Source organism: Methylomonas koyamae, assembly GCF_001644025.1.
GTDB classification, from domain to species: Bacteria; Pseudomonadota; Gammaproteobacteria; order Methylococcales; family Methylomonadaceae; genus Methylomonas; species Methylomonas koyamae_A.
This window is the reverse complement of sequence record NZ_LUUK01000169.1, coordinates 1-20,650: the sequence shown is the minus strand read 5'-3', so window position 1 is coordinate 20,650 and position 20,650 is coordinate 1. Positions and strand designations below refer to the sequence as shown.

Here is a 20,650-nt window from a genome sequence, read left to right as displayed (position 1 = left end):
GAGGAACCGAGATGAACTATTGGTTGATGAAATCCGAACCGGACACTTTCGGCATCGACGACTTGCAACGCAAACCCGAGCAAACCGAGCATTGGGACGGCGTCCGCAACTATCAAGCCCGCAACATGATGCGCGACGACATGCAGCCGGGCGACCTGGTGTTTTTCTACCATTCCAACTGCGCCGAACCGGGCATCGTCGGCATCATGCAGGTCGTCAAGGCCGGCTATCCGGACTTCACCGCCTTCGATCCGGACAATATCCATTTCGACCCGAAAAGCCGTCCGGACAATCCGACCTGGTTCATGGTGGACGTCAAATTCGTCCGCGAATTGGCGCGTAACATCACCCTCAAGGAGTTGAAGGAAAAGTCCGAACTGGCCGAATTGGCCTTGCTGCGCCGCGGCAACCGCTTGTCCGTGATGCCGGTCGGCGCCGCGCACTGGGACTTCATCCTCGGCCTGGAATAGCCGGCCGGCCGTGCCATGGCTGACATCACGGCATCCGGATCGGCGCCGCCGGCTTACGCCGAACTACCGGCCCTCGCCGAAGCGGTACGCATCATCCTAAACCTGACGGCCGCCGGCCAAGGGGAAGTCATGGATATCAACCTGCCGTTGGACGCCCGCTTGCAAGCCAGCTTGAACAAGGTCGCGGAGGAACTCCCCGAACTCAAGCTCAATCAATTGGTGGAAGCCAAAATCACGCTGGTGGATAGCCCAAACCAGGCCGTGACGGTGACAATCGGCGAGCGCAACCTGCTGTTGCAAAACCCCGCGCGAATGCCGGTCCAAGTCGGCCAGACCCTGCAACTCCAAGTCGTCAAATTGGCGCCGACCGCCGAACTGCGCCTGGTGGCGGTCAGTCAGCCGAATCGAAACGAATTTTTGCCGGTAGCCGGCGCTAGCAACGGCGGCGTTTTCAAACTGCCGACCGCGCCGGCGAATTTAGGCGCGGCGACCTCAGCGAACCCCGCCAGCTCGGCGACTTCCTCTCCCTCCGCGACCTTGGCGGCCGGGGCCGGCGGGGCGGTGCCCGCCTCTGCTCCGGCGAACTCGAACCCGGCCGCCAGCGTGACGGCGGTCGTGGTTAAGGCCGATGCCGGTCGATTGACCTTGCAATTGCTGCCCGCCGCCAACCCGGCATCGCCGATACCACCATCGCCAACGCCACCGTCGCCAACGCCACCGTCGCCAACGCCACCGCTTTCGCCATCGTCATCGTTTTCGCCACCGCTTTCGAGCAATCCGACGGCCAGCCCGCCAAACCCGCGCGCCGATCTGATTACGCTGACCGACAAACAATGGACGTGGTCCCAGCCGGCCAGCGGCACCGGCAATGCGCCGACCAGCGTCTCCGCGCCGCCCGCGCCGGGCCAGACCGTAACGCTACACATCGTTAAAACCGCCGACGGGCCGATGGTCGCGCTATCGCCGCGCGGCGCGGATACCGAAGCCTTGGTCGCCGCCGCTTACAAACAACTGCTACCGATGCAAACCCCGCCGGCCCAGTTCGCCAGCCATCTGGCACGCGTGGTAACGGCCGACTTCGCCGGCGCGAATGTCGGTGAAACCCTGAAACGCGCCGCGCTCAATCTGCTGGCCGCGATACCGCCCCGCGCGGCCTTGCTCGAACCCGCGCCGCTACGGCAAGCGATTCGTGGCTCCGGCCTGTTCATGGAAAGCGACTGGTTCGGCGGCCCGCATCCGCCGCCCGATCAAACGCCGCCGCCCGAGGACTTCAAGTTGAAGTTGAGCAAATTCGTCGCCTTGCTGCAGCGGGAACTGGCCGAACAAACCGCGCTACCCGCCGCCGAGCGCGAACCGCTCAGCGAAACGCTGCAAAAAGCCCAGGGCGGCCTAGCCAAATTGACGCTCGATCAACTGAATTCGCTACCCAGGGACGACGCGACCAAACAGGTCTGGTTTCTGGAACTACCCTTCTTCAACGCCGACCAAGCCGACAGCCTGCGGCTGTGCATCGAACGCGACCAAACCGGCGGAAGCGAGGAACATAAGGATGCCTGGACCGTCAGCATTAGCCTAAGCCCGCCGCTTATTGGTACAATACATTGCAAAATTTCCTGCTACGACGGCAGCGTCAACACCCGCTTCTGGAGCGAGTCGCCCCGTACCGTCGAGCTGATCGACAGCCGCCTGCCCGAACTCAGGCAACAATTTGAACAAAAAGGATTAACGCCCGGATTTATGGACGCACAACAAGGCCGACCCGCCCAGCCCCAACCGCCCGCGTTACCGCCGCAAACGCTGTTAAGCGAAAAAGTTTGAACGCCCCGATGAAACCATTCCCGGCCACCCCTTCGCGCCGCGCGCCGACCGATTTCCGACCAACCATCGGTCGCGCGCAAGCGTTGCGCCCGAACACCTATTCGAATACCCGACGGAGAATCACCGCATGACCAACCAAGTCACCCTGACCCAGTTCATCATCGAACAGCAGCGCGGACTGCCGGAGGCATCGGGTACCTTCACGCTATTGCTGAACAACATCGTCACCGCCTGCAAGCAAATCTCGCATCGGGTCAATTGCGGCGCGCTGATCGGCGTGTTGGGCAGCGCGGAATCGGAAAACGTCCAGGGCGAAGTCCAAAAAAAGCTGGACATCATCACCAACGACATCATGGTCCGGGCGCTGGATTGGAGCGGTTCGCTGGGCGGCATGGCTTCCGAGGAAATCAACGACCCGATCCAGATTCCCAAGCAATATCCCAAGGGCAAATACCTGGTGTTGTTCGATCCGCTGGACGGCTCGTCCAACATCGACATCAATCTGACCGTCGGCACGATATTTTCGATCCTGCGCTGCCGGGAAGGCGTCGAGCCGGAACCCGAGGATTTTCTGCGCAAGGGTAGCGAACAAGTCTGCGCCGGCTTTGTGCTGTACGGCCCCTCGACGATGCTGGTGCTGACCACCGGCAACGGCGTCAACGGCTTTACCTTGGATCAGGACGTCGGCGAATTCATCCTGACCCACTGCAACATGAAAATACCCGAAGACGCCAGCGAATTCGCGATCAACATGTCCAACCAGCGTTTCTGGGAAGCCCCGATCAAACGCTATGTGGACGAATGCGTCGCCGGCTCCGACGGCCCGCGCGAGCGCGACTTCAACATGCGCTGGGTGGCGTCGCTGGTCGCCGAGGTCTACCGGATTTTGAATCGCGGCGGCGTGTTCATGTACCCATTCGACCTGCGCAATCCGGCCAAGCCCGGCAAGCTGCGGCTACTGTACGAAGCCAATCCGATGGCCTTCATCATCGAGCAGGCCGGCGGTGCCTGCAGCACCGGCCGGGAACGGGTGCTGGACGTCAAGCCCACCAGCATCCATCAACGGGTGCCGTTGATCCTGGGCTCGAAAAACGAGGTGGAACGCATCGTCGGCTACCACCGGGACATGGACGGAGCAGCCTAATGAACAACCTGCAACATTGCGACTCGGCCGGCAGCGACGCCAAGGTCGTCGCCCTCAACAAGCAAGTCAGTTGCGCCAATTGCAGCCTGGACAACATTTGCCTGCCGCGCGGCTTGTCGCAATCCGAGATCGCCAACATCAGCCAGGTCATCCGCGCCCGGAAAACCCTGCAACGCGGCGATTTCATCTACCGCGAGGGCGATAATTTTCGCGGCATTCTGGCGATCAAGTCCGGCAGCGCCAAACTGGTCGCCAACGACAACCACGGCAACGAACACATCCTGAATATATTGTTGCCCGGCGAACTGCTCGGCTTCGATGGCCTGTCCGGCGCCAAGCACGGCTGCGCGGCGATCGCGCTGGAAACCATGAGTTTCTGCATCCTGCCGGCCGACAGCATGGAAGAATTGTTCCAAAACGTACCCAGCCTGACCCGCGAATTGTTCCGCCATACCGGCGAAAAAATGATAGAGGACAAAAACCAGTTGGTGCTCAGCAAGCGCCCGGCCGAGGAAAGGTTGGCTTATTTCCTGATCAGCCTGTCCGAGCGCCTGAAGCGGCGCGGTTTCTCGTCGTCCGAATTTAAATTGTCGCTGACCCGCCAGGAAGTCGGCAATCACCTGGGTCTGGCGCTGGAAACGGTCAGCCGGATGTTGAAAAAATTTCAGGACGACGATCTGATCAGCGTGCAAAACCGCTTTATCGCCATCAAAAACCCGACCGCGCTCCGCAAACTGCTGCAATCGACCGATTGAACGACCGCTTGGCCGCGCCCGGCCTCTGGATCGCAATCCCGGCATTTTAGACTTTCAGCAGGCACGGATTCGCTTAAACGGTCCGAAACGGTCTCAGTTTTTGATGCCGACGCCTTTGTGCAGCAACCACAAACTCAGGCCTATCAGCAGCGCGATGACGCCGGCCGTCATTTCGAAGGCCAGCAGGATGGGAACGTCGCTGACACCTATCATGCCGTAGCGGAAGGCGTTGATCATGTACAGGATCGGATTGGCCCGAGCCACCTGTTGCCAGACCTCGGGTAACATCGCCACCGAATAGAACACGCCGCCCAGGTAGCTGAGCGGCGTCAGTACGAAGTTGGGGATGATCGAGATGTCGTCGAAACTGTCTGCGAACACCGCATTGATGAAGCCGGCCAGCGCGAACAAGGTCGCGGTCAACACGAACACCACGCAAACCAGGTCCCAATGCAGCACTTGGATCTTGGTAAACAGCATCGAAATCCCCGCCACCACCAAGCCGACCAGCACGCCGCGGGCGATGCCGCCGCACACATAGCCGGCCAGTATCACGTAATTCGGCACCGGCGCCACCAGCAATTCCTCGATATGGTGTTGAAACTTGGTCGAATAAAACGACGACACCACGTTGGAATAGGAATGGCTGATCACCGACATCAAAATAATGCCCGGTACGATGTAATCCATGTAGCTGACGCCGTGCACCAAGCCGATGCGCTCGCCGATCAGCTTGCCGAAGATCAAAAAGTATAATGCGGTCGTGATCGCCGGCGGCAACAAGGTTTGCGGCCAGATGCGAGTGAAGCGGCGAATCTCCTTGCCCAGGATCGTCCAAAACGCGACGGAGTACGTCATTGCACCAGGTCCATAAACATTTGCTCCAAGCGGTTGGATTTGTTTCTAAGGCTCAGCACTTCGATGCCCCGCGCCGACAACTCCTGAAACAGGCGGTTCAGCCCCAGCGCCTTGGGTACCGAAACGTCAAGCACGCGCTCCCCGGCCAACGCGATCGCGCAACCGGCAATGGCCGGCGCCTCGCGGAGCGGCTCGGCAATATCCAGCACGAAATGGTCGGTATGCAGCTTGGCCAGCAGATCGCTCATCGCCGAATGCTCAACGATCCGGCCATCGTCGATGATGGCGATGTTGCGGCACAGGCTTTCGGCTTCTTCCAGATAATGGGTGGTCAGGATGATCGTCGTCCCCTGCTGGTTGACCTCTTGCATCATGTCCCACATCGCCCGGCGAATCTCAATGTCGACGCCGGCGGTAGGCTCGTCCAGGATTAGCAGACGCGGCTCGTGCACCATGGCTCTGGCGATCATCAGCCGCCGCTTCATGCCGCCCGACAAGCGCCGCGATACGGTATCGCGTTTGTCCCATAACTCCATTTGCCGCAAACAGATTTCGGTGCGCCTCAGGGCTTGCTTGCGGGGAATGCCGTAGTAGCCGGCTTGGTTCAACACCACGCCATGCGCCGTCTCGAATTGATTGAAATTGACTTCCTGCGGTACCAAGCCGATACAGCGCTTGGCGCCGGCCGTGTCGCGATCCAAGTCGTGACCGAAGATTTCGACAGTCCCGCTGGACTTGTTGACCAGCGAACTGACGATGCCGATCAACGTGGATTTGCCGGCGCCATTCGGGCCGAGCAATGCGAAAAAATCGCCGAGTTCCACGTCCAAGTCCACGCCGTTCAAGGCCTGGAAGCCATTGTTATAGGTTTTTTTTAGGTTGCGGATGGATAAAGCCGTCATGCTCTAGTTTATAATGCCCGGCGGTAGTGATGACGTTCCGGCGCGGATCGCCGGCCGTAAAAGCAGTCGATTCTATCAGAATTGGCATTTACTCAGCAGCCAGAACAGGAATACTACTTTGCCATTTCCGATACCGACCAGCGTTGCCGCCGTGGACCTGGGTTCGAACAGCTTCCACATGATTATCTGCAGCTTGATGAACGGCAAACTACAAACCGTGGACCGTTTAAAGGAGATGGTGCGTCTGGCGGCGGGTCTGGATCAAAACCGCAATCTGGAACCGGCCACCCAGGAACGGGCGCTGGCCTGCCTGGAGCGATTCGGCCAACGTATCCGCAATTTTCCGCCGCACAGCGTGGCGATCGTCGGCACCAACACGTTGCGCATCGCCCGCAATTCCCAGCAATTCATCAACAAGGCCGAAAAAGCCCTGGGCCACCCGATCCACATCATTTCCGGCATCGAGGAAGCCCGTTTGATTTACCAGGGCGTCGCCCATAGCCTGGGCAGCGATGCCAACAATCGTTTCGTGATGGATATCGGCGGCAGCAGCACCGAATACATCATCGGCCGCGAAGATGTCGCCCATATCAAGGAAAGCCTGAACATGGGCTGCGTCACGGTCAGCCAAGCATTTTTCAAAAGCGGCAAAATCAACAAGAAAGCCTTTCGCAACGCGATGTTGTTTGCCGAACATCATTTGGAACCGTTTCAGGACACCTTCAACCGCAAGCAATGGGACGAGGCAATCGGCGCTTCCGGCAGTCTGAAAGCAGTCAGTAACGTATTGCAAACCTCCGGCTGGAGCAACAACGGCATTACGATGGCGGGACTGGACGCGCTGGTCGAACACCTGTTGAAACTGAACGATATTGCCGAGATCGACTTTCCGGCGCTCAGCATCGAGCGCCGGCCGGTTTTCATCGGCGCGGTAGCCATCGTCTACGCGACTTTCAAGACGCTGAACATCGAACAAATGACCGTCGCGGACGGTGCGCTGCGGGAAGGTTTGGTTTACGATTTGTTGGGCCGAATCTACAACCACGATATTCGCGGCCAAACCTGCGAATTAATAACAGCCCGCTACCACACAGATCGCCGCCACAGCGAACAACTTAAGGCCACTTTGCGCTACATGGCCGAACAACTGAACGACCACCCCAGCTTTGCCGACAATCCGGCGACGCTACAGTTTTTGGAATGGGCCGCCGATTTACACGAAATCGGTTTCGAGATTGCACACAGCCAGTATCATAAACACAGCGCTTACATCATCGAGAATGGCGATCTGGCCGGTTTTTCCAAACAAGATCAATTGTTGCTGGCGTCGCTGGTCCGCAGCCACCGGAAGAAATTCAAGGCCTGCCGCTTCGAAGACCTGCCCATGCCTTGGCGCCAACACGCGCCGATCATGGCGATCTTGTTCAGACTGGCCACGCTACTGCATCGCAATCGGCATAGTCCGCGCCCTGACTTCAAACTGAACGTCGAAGATCGCGACATCCGGATCGATTTTCCGCAAGGCTGGCTCGAACAGGCGCCGTTAACCGACGCCGATCTTAGAAAAGAAATGCTGTATTTAAAGGAAAGCCGCTTCAATTTGATCTTCGATCAATGCTGAAACGCCTGCTCTATTCGCTACTGGGACTAGCGCTATCGATTACGATATTACTGTGTTTTGCATTGGATGACAGCCCATCGCCGCAAATCCAACAAAGCCTGAACCGCGACGACATCCAACGCGCCAAGCAATTGCTGAACGTTAGCGCCGATGAACGCGACTCTGTAAAAACAGTCAATTTAAACCAAAAAGACTTAAATATCGCGGTCAGCTATCTGCTTAACCACTTCGTCGAAAACACCACCCAGATTCAGTTGCTCAACGACCGCCTACAGGCGCAAATCGCGATTTTCGTACCGGAAAACCCGTGGGGCCGCTATTTGGACATCAACTTCAGCCTTCGGCAAGCCGACCGCGGCATCCGCATCAAATCCTTTAAAATCGGGGAAATATCCATCCCGGATCCGGCCGCGAATGTGCTGATACCCGCCATCGTGGAATACCCGCCCCTAAAAAAATATTGGCTGGTCGCCAGCCAATACGTGCAAAACGTCAGGATCACCCCGAACGCGCTGGAAATCAGTTATCTTGGCTCGGTGGTCGAATCGGCGAAGCAGTTGGCCATCCAAAAACATCGGGAATACCCCAATCTGCACCGCTATCAGCAGCAGATCAATACTATCGTCAGCCAACACGATCCGGCCTGGCGCTTGTCATTGATCGATCTGCTACAACCCTTGTTCGATTTTGCCTACCGCAATACCGAAGCAGCCGACGCGATTCGGGAAAACCGCGCGATCATTATCGCGGTCGGCAGTTACATTTATAAAAGCGAGCTACGCCGCTTTTTGCCAATCGGCTTGGTGTACAGCAAGGAACTTCCGGTCTACGCCTATAAACGCGTCGATATTCCGCAACATTTCATTGCATCGGCGCTACTGGCGGCGGTCGATGCCAAACTCTTAGGCGAACAACTTGGCGTGGACAAGGAATTGGGCGATGCGGAAAAAGGCAGCGGCTTTAGCTTTATCGACTTGAGCGCGGACCGGGCCGGTACCAAGTTCGGCACGCTGGCAATTTCGACTACCGAGCGGGCCAGGGAATTACAGAAGGTCCTCTCGCAAATCAAGGACTATTCCGCGATTATCCCCGACGTGCAAGACTTGCCCGAGCACATGGACGCCCAGACCTTCAAAAACCGTTACCAGACAGTTGGAAGTCCGAAATACGCCGCCACGGTAGCGGAAATCGACCGAAGGATTTCCGACTTACCGCTCTACCGCACCGACTAACGAAAAAACTCCGCTCCGATCCTGGCGAAGAGAACGAAACGTCCGCTACACCAGAATAACAAACCGGCAGTCGAGTTAATTAAAAATGGATTCGAACGAATAACCGTTGGTTTCCAGGATTTCTTTCAAGCGCTTTAAGCCATCCATCTGGATCTGTCTGACCCGCTCGCGAGTGACGCCCATTTCCAGCGCGACTTGTTCAAGGGTGGCGTTTTCGAAGCCGCACAGTCCGTACCGACGGCAAATCACTTCGCGTTGTTTTTCGCCTAGTTGATACACCCAATGGGTGACGTTGTTTTGAATGAAGTCTTCCTGCAGGATTTCCGCCGGACTGCGGCTCTCTTCCTCGGAGATGGTTTCCAATAGAGGCTTGTCGAAATCCTTACCGAACGAGACGTCGACCGAGGTCACTCTCTCGTTCAATTTCAGCATCTTGCTCACGGTTTTCGCGGGTTTGTCCAAATGCTTGGCGATTTCGTCCACGGTGGGCTCGTGATCGAGTTGTTGCGCCAAACTGCGTTGAGCCTTCAGGTAAACGTTCATTTCCTTGACGATGTGAATCGGCAAGCGAATCGTGCGGGTCTGATTCATGATAGCCCGTTCTATCGTTTGCCTGATCCACCATGTCGCGTAGGTGGAAAACCTGAATCCGCGATCGGGATCGAATTTTTCGACTGCCCGAATCAAACCGAGATTGCCTTCCTCGATCAGATCCAGCAGCGGAAGGCCACGGTTTAAGTAGCGCCTGGAAATTTTCACAACCAGACGCAAATTGCTTTCAATCATGATTTTGCGGGCTTGAGGATCGCCTTGTTGCGTGCGCCGACCGTAAATTTTTTCTTCATCGGCGGTCAGCAGTTGGGATTTGCTAAGTTCGTTAAGATAGGCTCGGGTCGCGTCGAAAGTCCCTTCGTTTTGCGAGTCGCTGGTGTCGATTTCCGCTAGTTTGAACGTTTCCGCGGAATCGACCTCTTCGATTTCGTCCTCCACTTCATCGAAAGAAATGAAATCGGGCATATCCATGTCTTTTATTACATCTATCGCTTCTTCCATCATGATTAGTCTCCCAGGTATTTGGCTTGCTGATTCAGTTATTGTTCTGTTCGGGCCGTCCCTAATAGGGAATCGGCCTTCAATCTCAAATACGGATTAGAGTGCAATCCTTACGTCGCCTAGTCCGGCCCGATAGGACGGTCCGACCAACTGCAACCCTCATCTCCCTTTTTTTTCGCCTTAGCATAAACTCAGAAATTATCCCTGTTTACGGCGAGCGCCAGTATAACTTTAATTTTTTTATCCTATGAGTTGAATTTCCAGGTTTTTTTGTGGCTCACATCTCCTTTTTGGAATTGATCCGGCGACTGCAGAATATCGAAACCGCGACTATTTCACACTAAGTTCAAAATCAAAATCTGACTTCGATCAGATTTATCTTTCGTTCAGAGTGATGCGCTTCACATAAATTCGAAATTCAAACTCAATAGCGGTTTGGCACGATGCCGTCACGATCAGTTTTTCAGCAGCACCCGCTTCGCCAAATTAATCCGCGCGGCCAAATAGTCGGACCCGCCACGGTCGGGATGCACCCGCGAAATCAGCTTGCGATGGGCTTGCACAATGTCGGCCTGACTGGCGCCGACTTTCAGTCCCAAAACCTCCAGGGCTTCAGCCTCGCTCATTGCAGCGGTCTTACCGCCGCGCCCTTGCCCTGAGCCAGCCTGCCCCGACCGACCGGAATCGCGGCGACTGGTTTGAAACCAAAGCCACAAGCGCTGCAATTGCGGCGCCACTCTGATCAATATCGGTAAACCGCGCCAGACAAACGCCGCCGCCACACCCAGCGCGCCGAACAACCAACCCAGACGACCGCTCAACGCTAAAACCGCCAACAGCAGCACGCCGCCAATCGTCAACCATTGACGCAATTTGTCGCCCGATGGTTTAGCCGGCAACGCCATCCACCAACGTACCGCGAAAAACAAGCCCACCACCAGCAATAACAAAACGATGCGTATCACCCGACCTCCGGACCGCCACCCAAGGTTAGCCATAATACCTTAGAATACCCAGCTTTCTTGCGCTTCCGAGACCCGCGATGCTTCAGCCGCCGCCGCTGTTGGGATTCGCCGCCTACAGCGGCACCGGCAAAACCACGCTATTGACCCGTCTGTTGCCGCTGCTCAACGCAAACCGGCTGAAGGTCGGCGTGATCAAGCACAGTCACCACGATTTCGAAATCGACCAACCCGGCAAGGACAGTTACCGGCTCAGACTAGCCGGCGCGACACCGGTCATGTTGGTATCTCGCTTCCGACGCGCGATCATCAGCGAATTGTCGGCCGCTACCGAGGTTACGCTAGCCGAGCAATTAGCGGCATTTCCTAGCGCCGGCCTAGACTTGATTTTGGTGGAAGGCTTTCGAGACGAACGCTATCCCAAAATCGAATTGCACCGATCGGCGCTGGGCAAACCGTTGCTGTATCCGAGCGATCCCAGCATTATCGCAATTGCCTGCGATACCCGACTGCAGCCAGAACCGCCGATACCCAAACTCGACCTCAACGACCCGTCGGCGATTGCCGGCTTTATTCTCAACACCTATTTGAGCTCGCTATCGTGACCAACCTTTGTTACCCAAGCCATAAACCGCTACTCAGCGCCGAACAAGCCTTGGAGCGGATCGCCTCGGCAATAATCCCGCTATCGGAAACCGAAACCGTCGCGTTGTCGGACGCACTTGGCCGTGTGATCGCGAAAAGTCCGCAAGCACCTCAAGATATTCCGCCGCAAGCCAACGCGGCGATGGACGGTTACGGTTTAAACAGCGCGCAGATATTGCCGAGTCAAACCTTCCGCTTGCGCGTCGTCGGTACTGCGTGGGCCGGCCAACCCTTCGTCGGCGAACTGACGGATGGCGAATGCGTCAGAATATTCACCGGCGCGGTGGTACCCGACGGGGTCGATAGCGTGGTCCAGCAAGAGCAAGTCGATAGGGACGGCGAGTTTGCGCTGTTCGGCGCCGATTGTCCCGCCGGCAGAAACGTCCGCGCCATCGGTAGCGACGTGCATCGCGGCGATACCTTGATCAGCGCGCCGAAAAAATTGACCGCCAGCGATCTGGCCTTGTTGGCCGGCGCCGGCATCGCCGACATTCGCGCCCGTCGCCGTTTGAATATCGGCTTTTTCTCGACTGGCGACGAATTGACACCGCTCGGAGAGCCATTGGGACACGGCAAAATCTACGACAGCAACCGCTATCTGCTATCCGGCCTGTTGGCCGACGCCAACCATCGAGTCGTCGATCTTGGCATCGTCAGAGACGATCCGGCTCTGCTCGAGCAAACCTTGCTCGACGCTGCCGATCGTTTCGATGTAGTCTTGTCCACCGGCGGCGCCTCGGTCGGCGACGCCGATTACGTTCAAGAAACCCTGGCCAAATGCGGCCAGGTCGAGTTCTGGAAATTGGCGATCAAACCCGGCAAGCCGCTAGCTTTCGGCAAAATCGGCGCCAGCTGGTTTTTCGGACTACCGGGCAACCCGGCCGCCGTATTGGTCACTTTCCGGAAGTTCGTGGCGCCGGCCTTGCGTCAACTGGCCGGCGAACCGGCCGCCGGGCCTTTGCAATTGCTGGCCCGTTGCGACAGCCGGCTGAAAAAATCGGCCGGCCGTCAGGAATATCAACGCGGCATCGTCAGCCAAATCGCGCCTGGCCAGTACGCAGTCAAGCTCGCGGGCGGCCAAGAGTCGCATCAATTGACAGTAGCCAGTCACGCCAACTGCTTCATTGTGCTGGACGCAGACTGTGCCGGCGTCAAACCGGGCGAGTCAGTCATCGTCGAGCCCTTCAGCACCAACTTGCCACCGCTCTGATTCTGACTCGGCCGCCGGCAACTTTTCAGCCCTGCAACGCATCCAACTCGTCCCAACGGCTGTAAGCGGCGGCCAGTTCGGTTTCGACCGCCTGCAATTCCGCCAGACTGGCCGCGACGGCCTCTTGCGATTGCTTGTAAAACTCGCCGCCGCCGATCGTCGCGGTCAGTTCGGCTTGGCGGCTTTCCAGTTGTTCGATGCGTTCCGGCAGTTGCTCCAGCTCGCGCTGTTCCTTGAAGCTGAGTTTCTTGGCCGGCGCGGTTTTGGGCTTGTCTTTCTTGGCCGCTGCGTCGGCGACTTTCGCCACCTCGGCTTGTTGTTTTTTATTGCGCTCGGACAGCGCAAACCAATCGGCGTAACCGCCGATGTATTCCTCCACCCTGCCCTCGCCCTCGAACACCAACACGCTGGTCACCACGTTATCCAGAAACTCGCGGTCGTGGCTGACCAGCAATAAGGTTCCCTGGTACTCGACCAGTTTTTCCTCGAGGATTTCCAGGGTTTCCAAATCCAGGTCGTTGGTCGGTTCGTCCATGACGATGAGGTTGGCCGGCTTGGTAAACAAGCGCGCCAACAGCAAGCGGTTTTTCTCGCCGCCGGATAGACTCTTGACCGGCGAACGAGCCCGCGCCGGCGCGAACAGAAAGTCGGCCAGATAGCTCATCACGTGGCGTCGGCCGCCGGGCAGGTCGATGAATTCGCCGCCGTCGAGCACGCTGTCGGCCACCGAAATTTCCGGATCGAGCTGCTCGCGCAATTGGTCGAAATAGGCGATTTGCAGATTGGTACCCAGTTCGACCGTGCCTTGCGTCGGCTGCAACTGACCGAGCAACAGTTTCAGCAAGGTCGACTTGCCGGCGCCGTTGTTGCCGATCAAACCGATCTTGTCGCCGCGATCGATGCGAATCGAGAAATCGCGGATGATAGTGCGGTCGCCATAGCTGAACTCGACATCGACCGCCTCGATGACCTTCTTTCCGGATACCTCGCCCTTATTCAACGATAGTTTGGCGGTGCCCTGGGTGTTGCGGCGCTCGGCGCGTTCGGCGCGCAATTTTTTCAGCGCCCGTACCCGGCCTTCGTTGCGGGTGCGTCTGGCCTTGATACCTTGGCGTATCCAGACCTCCTCCTTGGCCAGCTTCTTGTCGAATTCGGCATTCTGATTGGCTTCATCTTCCAGTGCCGCCGCCTTGCGCACCAGGTAATCCTGATAATTGCCGGCCCACGACGTCAACTGACCGCGATCCAGATCGATGATGCGGGTCGCCAGTTTTTGCAAAAAAGCCCGGTCGTGGGTCACGAACAGTACCGCGCCGGCGAAGTTCAACAACTGTTCTTCCAGCCAGGTGATGCTTTCGAAATCCAGATGGTTGGTCGGTTCGTCGAGCAGCAACACCTCCGGATCAATCACCAAGGCCCGCGCCAAGGCCACTCGCCGCTTCCAGCCGCCGGACAGACTACTAACCTTAAGGTCGGCCGGCAATTGCAAGCGGCTCAATACCGCCTCGACCCGCTGTTGAAACTGCCAGCCGTTACCGGCTTCCAATTTGTGCTGGACTTCGCCCAGCGCGTCCAACCCGGCTTCGCTGCCGTCCATGTGCGTCAACAACTCGTGGTAGCGGGCAATTAGTCCGCCCAATTCACCCAACCCGCCGGCCACGGCTTCGTAGATCGTATCGCCGTCATTCAGATTCGGCTGCTGTTCCAGCCAAGCCAACCGCAATTCCGGCTGCTTCCAGATCTCGCCGTGGTCGGCGTGAATATCGCCGGCGATGATTTTCATCAACGTCGATTTGCCCTCGCCGTTGCGGCCCAACAGCCCGACCCGCTCGCCAGGATCGAGCTGAAAATCGGCATGATCGAGCAAGGCATGGGTGCCGAAGGCGATGGAAACGTTGGTCAGGCGAATTAAAGGCATAGCTGTTGTAGGTAGCGGCGGAGTAAGTCCAGGGTCAGCCAGGCTGATTGGGTTTGTTTGGTGGTTGCGGTGCCGGCCAGTGTATGCTGTTTGCCATACCAGCCGGCTGGGCTTAGCAGACCATTATAAAGGACGATGGCGGCATCGCGGTTGCGGTAATCGTCCAGGCTGCCTCGATACAGCTGCACCAAGGCCAGATCCGCGCCACGCGCTTGCAGGCTTTCGGCCAGTCGTTGCGCAACCAGTTCGAGAGGCTCGTTCTCGGTAGAAACCTCTAATTGCCGGCCGGCTTGAGCCGCATCGCGACAGACTAAGGTTGAATCCAACCAGGCGTAAGACTGGCATTCGGCCGCCAGCCGGCCGCCGCTGGCGGTTTCCAGTATCGCCACGCGGCTATCCGCTGGCAACGCACGGTCAATAACAGTCAGCAAATCTCCACCAGCCACACCTTCCAGGCCATCGATCGCGAACACGCAGTCGCCGATCGCCATTCGGACGCTCTCAACCAAAACCAGGACATCCGCAAACGGAAAATCGCCCGGAAACAACAACTTGGTCTGCACCTCGTCCGGCGCCGCCCGAAATCCCAATTGCACGCCGGCCGGCAGGTTGACCTCGCTCAAGGCTTGCTGTATCGCCGACTCGCCAATCCCAACGCTGCGTAACATCACCAAGCGATCCGGCAACAACCTGAAGCGTTGTTCCAACTGCCACCCCACGTCGGCAAACAACGTTTTCATTTCCATCGGTACGCCCGGCAAAAAGGCGAACCAACAACGGCCGATTTGCAACGCAAAACCCGGCGCAGTGCCGACCGGATTATCGATGCGCACCGCGCCGCGCGGCAAATACGCCTGTTTGCGGTTGGCAGCCGGCATGACCCGCCGCCGATTGGCGTAATAGCGTTCGATATGGCTCAGGGCTTGTTCGTCCAGCACCAGCGGCAAATCGGCGGCGATGCTCACCGCTTCGGCGGTCAAATCGTCGACGGTGGGTCCCAGACCGCCGGTGCAGACGCAACAATCGGCGCGGCCGGCGATCTCTCGAACCAACGCTACCAGATCGTCCAGTTTGTCGCCGACCGCGGTGTGCCGAGTCACGCTGAAACCCAGCTCCACCAAGCGTTGCGATAACCAGGCGGCGTTGCTGTCCACCACCTGGCCGGTAACGACTTCTTCCCCTTGCGAAAACACTTCGGCAATGGCCTTCATAACACCTCGAACCAAAACGGCAAACTCAACAAACTCAGTCCGGTCGTGACGGTCACGGCCGTGGCATACAACGAACTATCCAGTTGGTAGCGGTCGCACAGCACCACGCCCAACACCATGCTCGGCATCGCGATATCCAAAATCGCCGCCGCCCGAAACGGATTTTCGAGCTGCAAGACATCCGCGATGTAAATGCCGGCCCACGGAAACCACATTAATTTAATAAGCACCACCGGCGGGATATAGGGCAGATTGCGCCACCTTACCGCTCGCCAACTCAAGGCCAATCCCAACGAAAAGATCATCAGCGGCGCCACCGCGGCCGACAGCATCGTTAGCAATCCGGCCAACCACAACGGTGCCGGCACGTGATTCAGATTCAAAACCACCGCCAGTAACGCCGCCCAAAACGGCGGCGCGTTAAAAAATCCCAGCCGGGACTTGGGCTGGTCTTTTTCGGCCGCGCCGTAGTGACGCGCCAGCAGGATACCGACCGTGAACACCATCGGCGCCGCCGCGAACAAATCCATCTGTATCACCACCGAGCGCGACCAGCCGCCGTAGGCCTGCTCCAATACCGGCAAGCCCAGGTAGGTAGTATTCGGAAACGCCGCGGCAAGTATCATTGCGCCGGCCTGGGTGCGCTGGAAACGAAGCAGCTTGGCGATCAACCCGCTGACGAAAACCGCCAACAAGATGCTGGAACAACCCAACAGGCTGAATTTCAACGACTGCCAGCCGATGTCGGCCTTCCAAAGTACCTCCAGCACCATGGCCGGCAATAAAAAATAATAAACGACGCTGGTCAACACCAGCCGAGTTTGATCGGCCGCGAGTTTATTCGGGCACAGGACTCTCCAGGCCGCGCCGCACAGCATTAGCACGGTCATCTGGATCAAAGTGGTCGTCATTTAGGGATTTCGTTCGATGGGCAATGCCGGCAGTATAGGCAAAAACCCCTTCCGAATCGAACGCCGCAGCGACTTGTCGCAAACCCGACATTTGTCGAGACCGCCACGCGCCGGCACCCGGCAAACCTCGGCAAATCGGCATTCCCGCGCTTGGTATCGCTCTTGCTTAATCGCTAATAATTTGTGTAGCCCCGGAATCGCCATGACAAACCGCCCAACTCACCGCCGCGCGACCACCTCGGCCCCTGGAGTTCGCCGATGAGCGCGACGCCGCTGCAAATCGCCGTCGCCACCAAGGACGGCATCTCTATCAACGAACATTTCGGTCACGCCAAACACTTTGCGATCTATCGCTTGACGCCGGACCATTGCGAGCACCTGGAAAGCCGCGACGTCGATCATTACTGCCACGGCCAACACGGCGATCAGAACGCGCTGGCCGGCATACTGGAAACCATCAAGGACTGCGACGCCGTGTTCGTGGCACGCATCGGCGACGGCCCGACCGCCAAGGTGAACGCCATCGGCGTCGCGGCGGTCGCCGACTACGCCTATATGGCGGTCGAGGAGTCGTTACTCGATTACGCCAAACGGCTGGCCGCCGGCGAGGCCGTCGGATGACGCCGGAAACCGTTGCCGCCTGGGTGGCGGCGCACCCGCTGACCCCGCTGCATGTCGATTGCGCGGTGACGGTGATGCTGAAAATCATCGACGGCAAATGCAAAATGCGCGCCGACGAAAAAGTCGTGATGAGTTTGTTGTACGACCAAATCCGCGACCTGCCCGGTCAGTTGTTGGAGCCGGAGTTGCATGCATTGATCGCGACGGCCCGCGCCGCGCCGGACGACGAAGATCTGAAGAACCGAATCTACGAAAAGCGCTTGTTCGCCGAAACGGCGCTCTCCAGACCGGTGATGAAAGGCTTCAAGGCCATGCTTCGCGAGCAAGGGTTGTTGGAAAAACGCCAGAAAGACGAGGATGCGGACGCTTGATGCACCGAGCTTAACCCGGTTCTACCGTACCCGCCTCGAGCCTGCGCCATTGCCCGCAAGCCGCGCGACCAGCTTTCACTCGAAAAAGTCAAAACTCATCTGCCCGCCGGCCGCCGGCTTGCGGAATAAGTCGGTGCGGAGCGGCGGCAACCCGCGTTCCAGGCCGAGTTTTTTCCGGATTAACCCGAAGCGCTGCGCAATCAAATCGGCGTAGACACCCTCGCCGCGCAAACGCCGATGAAAGCTCGGGTCGTAGACCTTGCCGCCCCGGCTGTCGCGCACCCGGTTCATCACGTGCTCGGCCTTCAGCGGGTAATGCTCGCGCAACCATTCCTCGAATAAGTCGGCCACTTCCAGCGGCAGGCGCAGCAGAATGTATTCCGCGCTGATCGCTCCGGCCCGCTTCGCGGCCGACACGATGGCTTCCAATTCGTAATCGGTCAACACCGGAATCAACGGCGCAACCATCACGCCGACCGGCACGCCGGCTTCGCTCAAACGAGTCAGCGTTTCCAAGCGGCGCTCGGGCGCGGCGGCGCGGGGTTCCAGCGTCCGCGCCAAGCGGCGATCCAGGGTCGTGATCGACAAGCACACCGACGCCAAGCCCTGGCCGGCCATCTCGGCCAGGATGTCGATATCCCGTTCGATCAGCGCCGATTTGGTGACGATGCCGACCGGATGCCGGGTTTCCCGCAGCACTTCCAAAATGTCGCGCATGGTGCGCTGGCGACGCTCCAGCGGCTGATAGGGATCGGTATTCGTGCCCAGCGCCAGCGGCGCGCAACGGTATTGGCGCTTGCCGAGTTCCGCGCGCAGCAACGTCGCGGCGTCGGGTTTGACCAGGATGCGGCTTTCGAAATCCAACCCCGGCGAATAGCCAAGATACGCGTGGGTCGGCCGCGCGAAACAATACACGCAACCGTGTTCGCAACCCCGGTACGGGTTGACGGAACGGTCGAACGGAATATCCGGCGAATCGTTATAGGTGATCACCGATTTGCTGGCATCGACGATGATTTCGGTCGCCAGCGGCGGCAAGTCGACATCCAAGCTCCCCCAGCCGTCGTCCTCGGCCTGGCTTCGTTGTTTTTCGTAGCGGCCGGCGGCATTGCTGACGGCACCGCGACCTTTGTGAATCAGAGGCTTGGACATGACAAAAACCAAAGGAAGAAGCGCGTGCGCGCCCTTCGATTCCGGACGGCCGGTCGTCTAGCGCGGCAAACGCTCGGTTGGGCGACTTCCTCTATCTTGGCAAACTTCGAACCGGCGCGCAAAGCATTTTCGGCCATCGAACTTCCACAGCGCTTAGGTGCGATCCTCCGGGTAACCGTTTCGAATTTGCCTACCCAAACTGGATAGCGACTCAAAATGGTCTAAGCTAATCCGAGAAAAACCGTAAGCCCCGGCCAAAGCCTAGCGTTTCGCGAAGCGCGGACAAATTTGATCGAACGCGCGCTACGGCCCGCCGCAGCGTTCCGCCCACATCTCAGATCCTAAACGACATCCAGGGAGAAACCCCATGACTGTTAAACAGAGACTTTTACTCCTATCGTCGTCCGCCATGCTGGGCTTGGTCGGACTGGCGCTGTTAGGCTATATCCAGCTCGCGAAAGTTTACGACGCGGCGAGTTATGCCGGCGTCAACACGGTACCGACCTATCGGATATTTTTCGAGATTCGAAAACAACTGGCCGATTTGAGGGAATATTCGTTGTTTCACGTCATCATCACCGATCCGGCCGGCATGGCGACATTGGAGCCGAAAATCGCCGAAGCCCGCGCGAAATTGGACGACGCGTTTAAGCGCTATACCTTGGACGCCTGCAACGGCGCCAGTTGTCTTTCGGACGCCAAGGAACAGGCCATGCTCGATAACGTTAAATCGCTGTTGGCGGCGTACGATATTCCGCGTCTAAAAGTTTTCGATTTCTCTAGGCAAAACCGCACCAAGGAGGCCGAGACGATCGTCAGAGAAGAATTGATGCCCGCCGTCAGGAAACTGCAGGACGCCATTCAGACGGAAATGGATTACAACTCCCAATTGGCCGACCAAGGAATGCTCGAAGCGAGCCGTATCCAGCAAAGCGCCACCAATACTTCGGTCGGCATCGCGGTACTGATCACACTGCTAGTTGGGATGATGAGCTGGATGATCATCCGCAATTTAATGCGCCAACTGGGCGGCGAACCGGACGCGGTCGCCGGACTGGCCAATCAAATCGCCGTCGGCGATCTCAGCGGCACCATCGTGTTACAAGCCGGCGATAACGCCAGCGTGATGGCCGCGATGAAGCACATGAGCGACACCATCAAAACGCTACTCGCCGCCATGGGCCAAATGGCCCAATCTCACGAAGCCGGCGATATCGATGCCGTCGTCGATGCCGCTAAATTTCAAGGCAGTTTCCAGTCAATGGCTCAAGGCGTCAACGACATGGTCGGCGCTCAAGTCGCGGTTACCCAAAAAGCCATGGGCGTATTCAAAAACTTCGGCCAAGGGGACTTCGAAGCCAATATCGAAAAGCAACCCGGCAAGCGTGCGTTTATTAACGAAGCGATTGAATTGGTACGCGGCAATCTGAAAAGTTTTATCGCCGACATGAACCGAATGGCCGGGCAGCACGACGCCGGCGAAATCGATTTCAAGATCGATACCGGCAAATTCCAAGGCGAATTCGCGACGATGGCTAAAGGCGTCAACGACATGGTCGGCGCCCACATCGCCGTCAACCAAAAAGCCATCGCTTGCTTCGAGCAATTCGGCCAAGGCAACCTGGATGCCGATATTGAAAAACTTCCCGGCAAACTGATCTTTATCAATAACGCCATCGATAAAATCCGCGCCAATTTGCGCGCGGTCATCGCCGATACCGATACCCTGATCAAAGCCGCCGCCGAGGGCCGCCTGGACGTCCGCGCCGACGCCGCCAAGCACCAAGGCGACTTCC

19 protein-coding genes are annotated in these 20,650 nt (G+C 57.9%); 11 read left to right on the top strand and 8 right to left on the bottom strand.

What is annotated here, in order from left to right:
* The first annotated feature begins 11 nt into the window (after nt 1-11).
* The 4 genes from A1355_RS12760 (at nt 12) to A1355_RS12745 (ending at nt 4,187) form a co-directional block, all read left to right on the top strand.
* Nucleotides 12-470, top strand: coding sequence for an EVE domain-containing protein (locus tag A1355_RS12760; protein WP_064028663.1), 459 nt, complete (start codon nt 12-14; stop codon nt 468-470).
* Between the two features lie 15 nt (nt 471-485).
* A complete protein-coding gene (locus A1355_RS12755; RefSeq protein WP_064028661.1) occupies nt 486-2,288 on the top strand; it encodes a flagellar hook-length control protein FliK in 1,803 nt (600 codons plus the stop codon).
* A gap of 127 nt (nt 2,289-2,415) precedes the next feature.
* Nucleotides 2,416-3,432 (top strand): class 1 fructose-bisphosphatase, encoded by a 1,017-nt coding sequence (locus A1355_RS12750; RefSeq protein WP_064028659.1) that lies wholly within the window; start codon nt 2,416-2,418, stop codon nt 3,430-3,432.
* Nucleotides 3,432-4,187 (top strand): helix-turn-helix domain-containing protein, encoded by a 756-nt coding sequence (locus A1355_RS12745; RefSeq protein WP_064028657.1) that lies wholly within the window; start codon nt 3,432-3,434, stop codon nt 4,185-4,187. Before A1355_RS12750 ends, A1355_RS12745 begins: the two co-directional genes overlap by 1 nt.
* Nucleotides 4,188-4,280: 93 nt before the next feature.
* On the opposite strand, the gene A1355_RS12740 is transcribed toward A1355_RS12745, so the two are convergent.
* A complete protein-coding gene (locus tag A1355_RS12740; RefSeq protein WP_064028655.1) occupies nt 4,281-5,045 on the bottom strand; it encodes an ABC transporter permease in 765 nt (254 codons plus the stop codon).
* The gene (locus A1355_RS12735; protein ID WP_064028653.1) at nt 5,042-5,947 is read right to left on the bottom strand and encodes an ABC transporter ATP-binding protein; all 906 of its coding nucleotides are present in this window, start codon (nt 5,945-5,947) and stop codon (nt 5,042-5,044) included. Before A1355_RS12735 ends, A1355_RS12740 begins: the two co-directional genes overlap by 4 nt.
* 118 nt (nt 5,948-6,065) lie before the next feature.
* Here A1355_RS12735 and ppx point away from each other — a divergent pair, with 118 nt between their 5' ends.
* Nucleotides 6,066-7,568, top strand: coding sequence for an exopolyphosphatase (gene ppx, locus A1355_RS12730; RefSeq protein WP_064028707.1), 1,503 nt, complete (start codon nt 6,066-6,068; stop codon nt 7,566-7,568).
* Complete coding sequence (locus tag A1355_RS12725; RefSeq protein WP_064028651.1) at nt 7,562-8,800, top strand: hypothetical protein; 1,239 nt, start codon at nt 7,562-7,564, stop codon at nt 8,798-8,800. The genes ppx and A1355_RS12725 overlap by 7 nt, the downstream gene beginning before the upstream one ends.
* A gap of 75 nt (nt 8,801-8,875) precedes the next feature.
* Here the strand turns inward: A1355_RS12725 and rpoS are convergent, their stop codons facing one another.
* Together rpoS and A1355_RS12715 are read right to left on the bottom strand one after the other, a co-directional pair.
* A complete protein-coding gene (gene rpoS / locus A1355_RS12720) occupies nt 8,876-9,856 on the bottom strand; it encodes an RNA polymerase sigma factor RpoS (protein WP_064028649.1) in 981 nt (326 codons plus the stop codon).
* Nucleotides 9,857-10,308: 452 nt separating this feature from the next.
* A complete protein-coding gene (locus A1355_RS12715; RefSeq protein WP_064028647.1) occupies nt 10,309-10,818 on the bottom strand; it encodes a hypothetical protein in 510 nt (169 codons plus the stop codon).
* A 77-nt stretch (nt 10,819-10,895) separates the two neighbouring features.
* Here A1355_RS12715 and mobB point away from each other — a divergent pair, with 77 nt between their 5' ends.
* Both mobB and glp read left to right on the top strand, forming a co-directional pair.
* Nucleotides 10,896-11,420 (top strand): molybdopterin-guanine dinucleotide biosynthesis protein B, encoded by a 525-nt coding sequence (mobB, locus tag A1355_RS12710; RefSeq protein WP_064028645.1) that lies wholly within the window; start codon nt 10,896-10,898, stop codon nt 11,418-11,420.
* Nucleotides 11,417-12,670 (top strand): gephyrin-like molybdotransferase Glp, encoded by a 1,254-nt coding sequence (glp, locus tag A1355_RS12705; RefSeq protein WP_064028643.1) that lies wholly within the window; start codon nt 11,417-11,419, stop codon nt 12,668-12,670. The genes mobB and glp overlap by 4 nt, the downstream gene beginning before the upstream one ends.
* A gap of 25 nt (nt 12,671-12,695) precedes the next feature.
* On the opposite strand, the gene A1355_RS12700 is transcribed toward glp, so the two are convergent.
* The 3 genes from A1355_RS12700 to A1355_RS12690 are packed head-to-tail and all read right to left on the bottom strand — an operon-like array spanning nt 12,696 to nt 16,710.
* Nucleotides 12,696-14,588, bottom strand: a complete 1,893-nt coding sequence (locus A1355_RS12700; RefSeq protein ID WP_064028641.1) for an ATP-binding cassette domain-containing protein — start codon at nt 14,586-14,588, stop codon at nt 12,696-12,698.
* A complete protein-coding gene (locus tag A1355_RS12695) occupies nt 14,579-15,799 on the bottom strand; it encodes a competence/damage-inducible protein A (protein WP_064028639.1) in 1,221 nt (406 codons plus the stop codon). The genes A1355_RS12700 and A1355_RS12695 overlap by 10 nt, the downstream gene beginning before the upstream one ends.
* Nucleotides 15,796-16,710, bottom strand: coding sequence for an AEC family transporter (locus A1355_RS12690; RefSeq protein WP_064028637.1), 915 nt, complete (start codon nt 16,708-16,710; stop codon nt 15,796-15,798). The genes A1355_RS12695 and A1355_RS12690 overlap by 4 nt, the downstream gene beginning before the upstream one ends.
* A 258-nt stretch (nt 16,711-16,968) precedes the next feature.
* Between A1355_RS12690 and A1355_RS12680 the strand changes: the two genes are divergently transcribed.
* Nucleotides 16,969-17,331: a NifB/NifX family molybdenum-iron cluster-binding protein gene (locus A1355_RS12680; protein ID WP_064028632.1), complete on the top strand. Its 363-nt coding sequence runs from the start codon at nt 16,969-16,971 to the stop codon at nt 17,329-17,331.
* A complete protein-coding gene (locus tag A1355_RS12675) occupies nt 17,328-17,702 on the top strand; it encodes a hypothetical protein (RefSeq protein WP_064028630.1) in 375 nt (124 codons plus the stop codon). Before A1355_RS12680 ends, A1355_RS12675 begins: the two co-directional genes overlap by 4 nt.
* 75 nt (nt 17,703-17,777) lie before the next feature.
* Here the strand turns inward: A1355_RS12675 and A1355_RS12670 are convergent, their stop codons facing one another.
* Nucleotides 17,778-18,854 (bottom strand): PA0069 family radical SAM protein, encoded by a 1,077-nt coding sequence (locus A1355_RS12670; RefSeq protein ID WP_064028627.1) that lies wholly within the window; start codon nt 18,852-18,854, stop codon nt 17,778-17,780.
* A 367-nt stretch (nt 18,855-19,221) separates the two neighbouring features.
* Here A1355_RS12670 and A1355_RS12665 point away from each other — a divergent pair.
* Nucleotides 19,222-20,650 (top strand): MCP four helix bundle domain-containing protein (locus A1355_RS12665; RefSeq protein ID WP_197471797.1); only part of this gene is annotated, 1,429 nt, incomplete at its 3' end.

Coding starts and splice junctions, on each gene's coding strand:
- A1355_RS12750 (WP_064028659.1), top strand. CDS start 2,416: ATGACCAACCAAGTCACCCTGACCCAGTTCATCATCGAACAGCAGCGC.
- A1355_RS12760 (WP_064028663.1), top strand. CDS start 12: ATGAACTATTGGTTGATGAAATCCGAACCGGACACTTTCGGCATCGAC.
- A1355_RS12700 (WP_064028641.1), bottom strand. CDS start 14,588: ATGCCTTTAATTCGCCTGACCAACGTTTCCATCGCCTTCGGCACCCAT.
- A1355_RS12735 (WP_064028653.1), bottom strand. CDS start 5,947: ATGACGGCTTTATCCATCCGCAACCTAAAAAAAACCTATAACAATGGC.
- A1355_RS12725 (WP_064028651.1), top strand. CDS start 7,562: ATGCTGAAACGCCTGCTCTATTCGCTACTGGGACTAGCGCTATCGATT.
- mobB (WP_064028645.1), top strand. CDS start 10,896: ATGCTTCAGCCGCCGCCGCTGTTGGGATTCGCCGCCTACAGCGGCACC.
- A1355_RS12670 (WP_064028627.1), bottom strand. CDS start 18,854: ATGTCCAAGCCTCTGATTCACAAAGGTCGCGGTGCCGTCAGCAATGCC.
- A1355_RS12680 (WP_064028632.1), top strand. CDS start 16,969: ATGAGCGCGACGCCGCTGCAAATCGCCGTCGCCACCAAGGACGGCATC.
- rpoS (WP_064028649.1), bottom strand. CDS start 9,856: ATGATGGAAGAAGCGATAGATGTAATAAAAGACATGGATATGCCCGAT.
- A1355_RS12740 (WP_064028655.1), bottom strand. CDS start 5,045: ATGACGTACTCCGTCGCGTTTTGGACGATCCTGGGCAAGGAGATTCGC.
- A1355_RS12675 (WP_064028630.1), top strand. CDS start 17,328: ATGACGCCGGAAACCGTTGCCGCCTGGGTGGCGGCGCACCCGCTGACC.
- A1355_RS12745 (WP_064028657.1), top strand. CDS start 3,432: ATGAACAACCTGCAACATTGCGACTCGGCCGGCAGCGACGCCAAGGTC.
- A1355_RS12755 (WP_064028661.1), top strand. CDS start 486: ATGGCTGACATCACGGCATCCGGATCGGCGCCGCCGGCTTACGCCGAA.
- A1355_RS12695 (WP_064028639.1), bottom strand. CDS start 15,799: ATGAAGGCCATTGCCGAAGTGTTTTCGCAAGGGGAAGAAGTCGTTACC.
- A1355_RS12690 (WP_064028637.1), bottom strand. CDS start 16,710: ATGACGACCACTTTGATCCAGATGACCGTGCTAATGCTGTGCGGCGCG.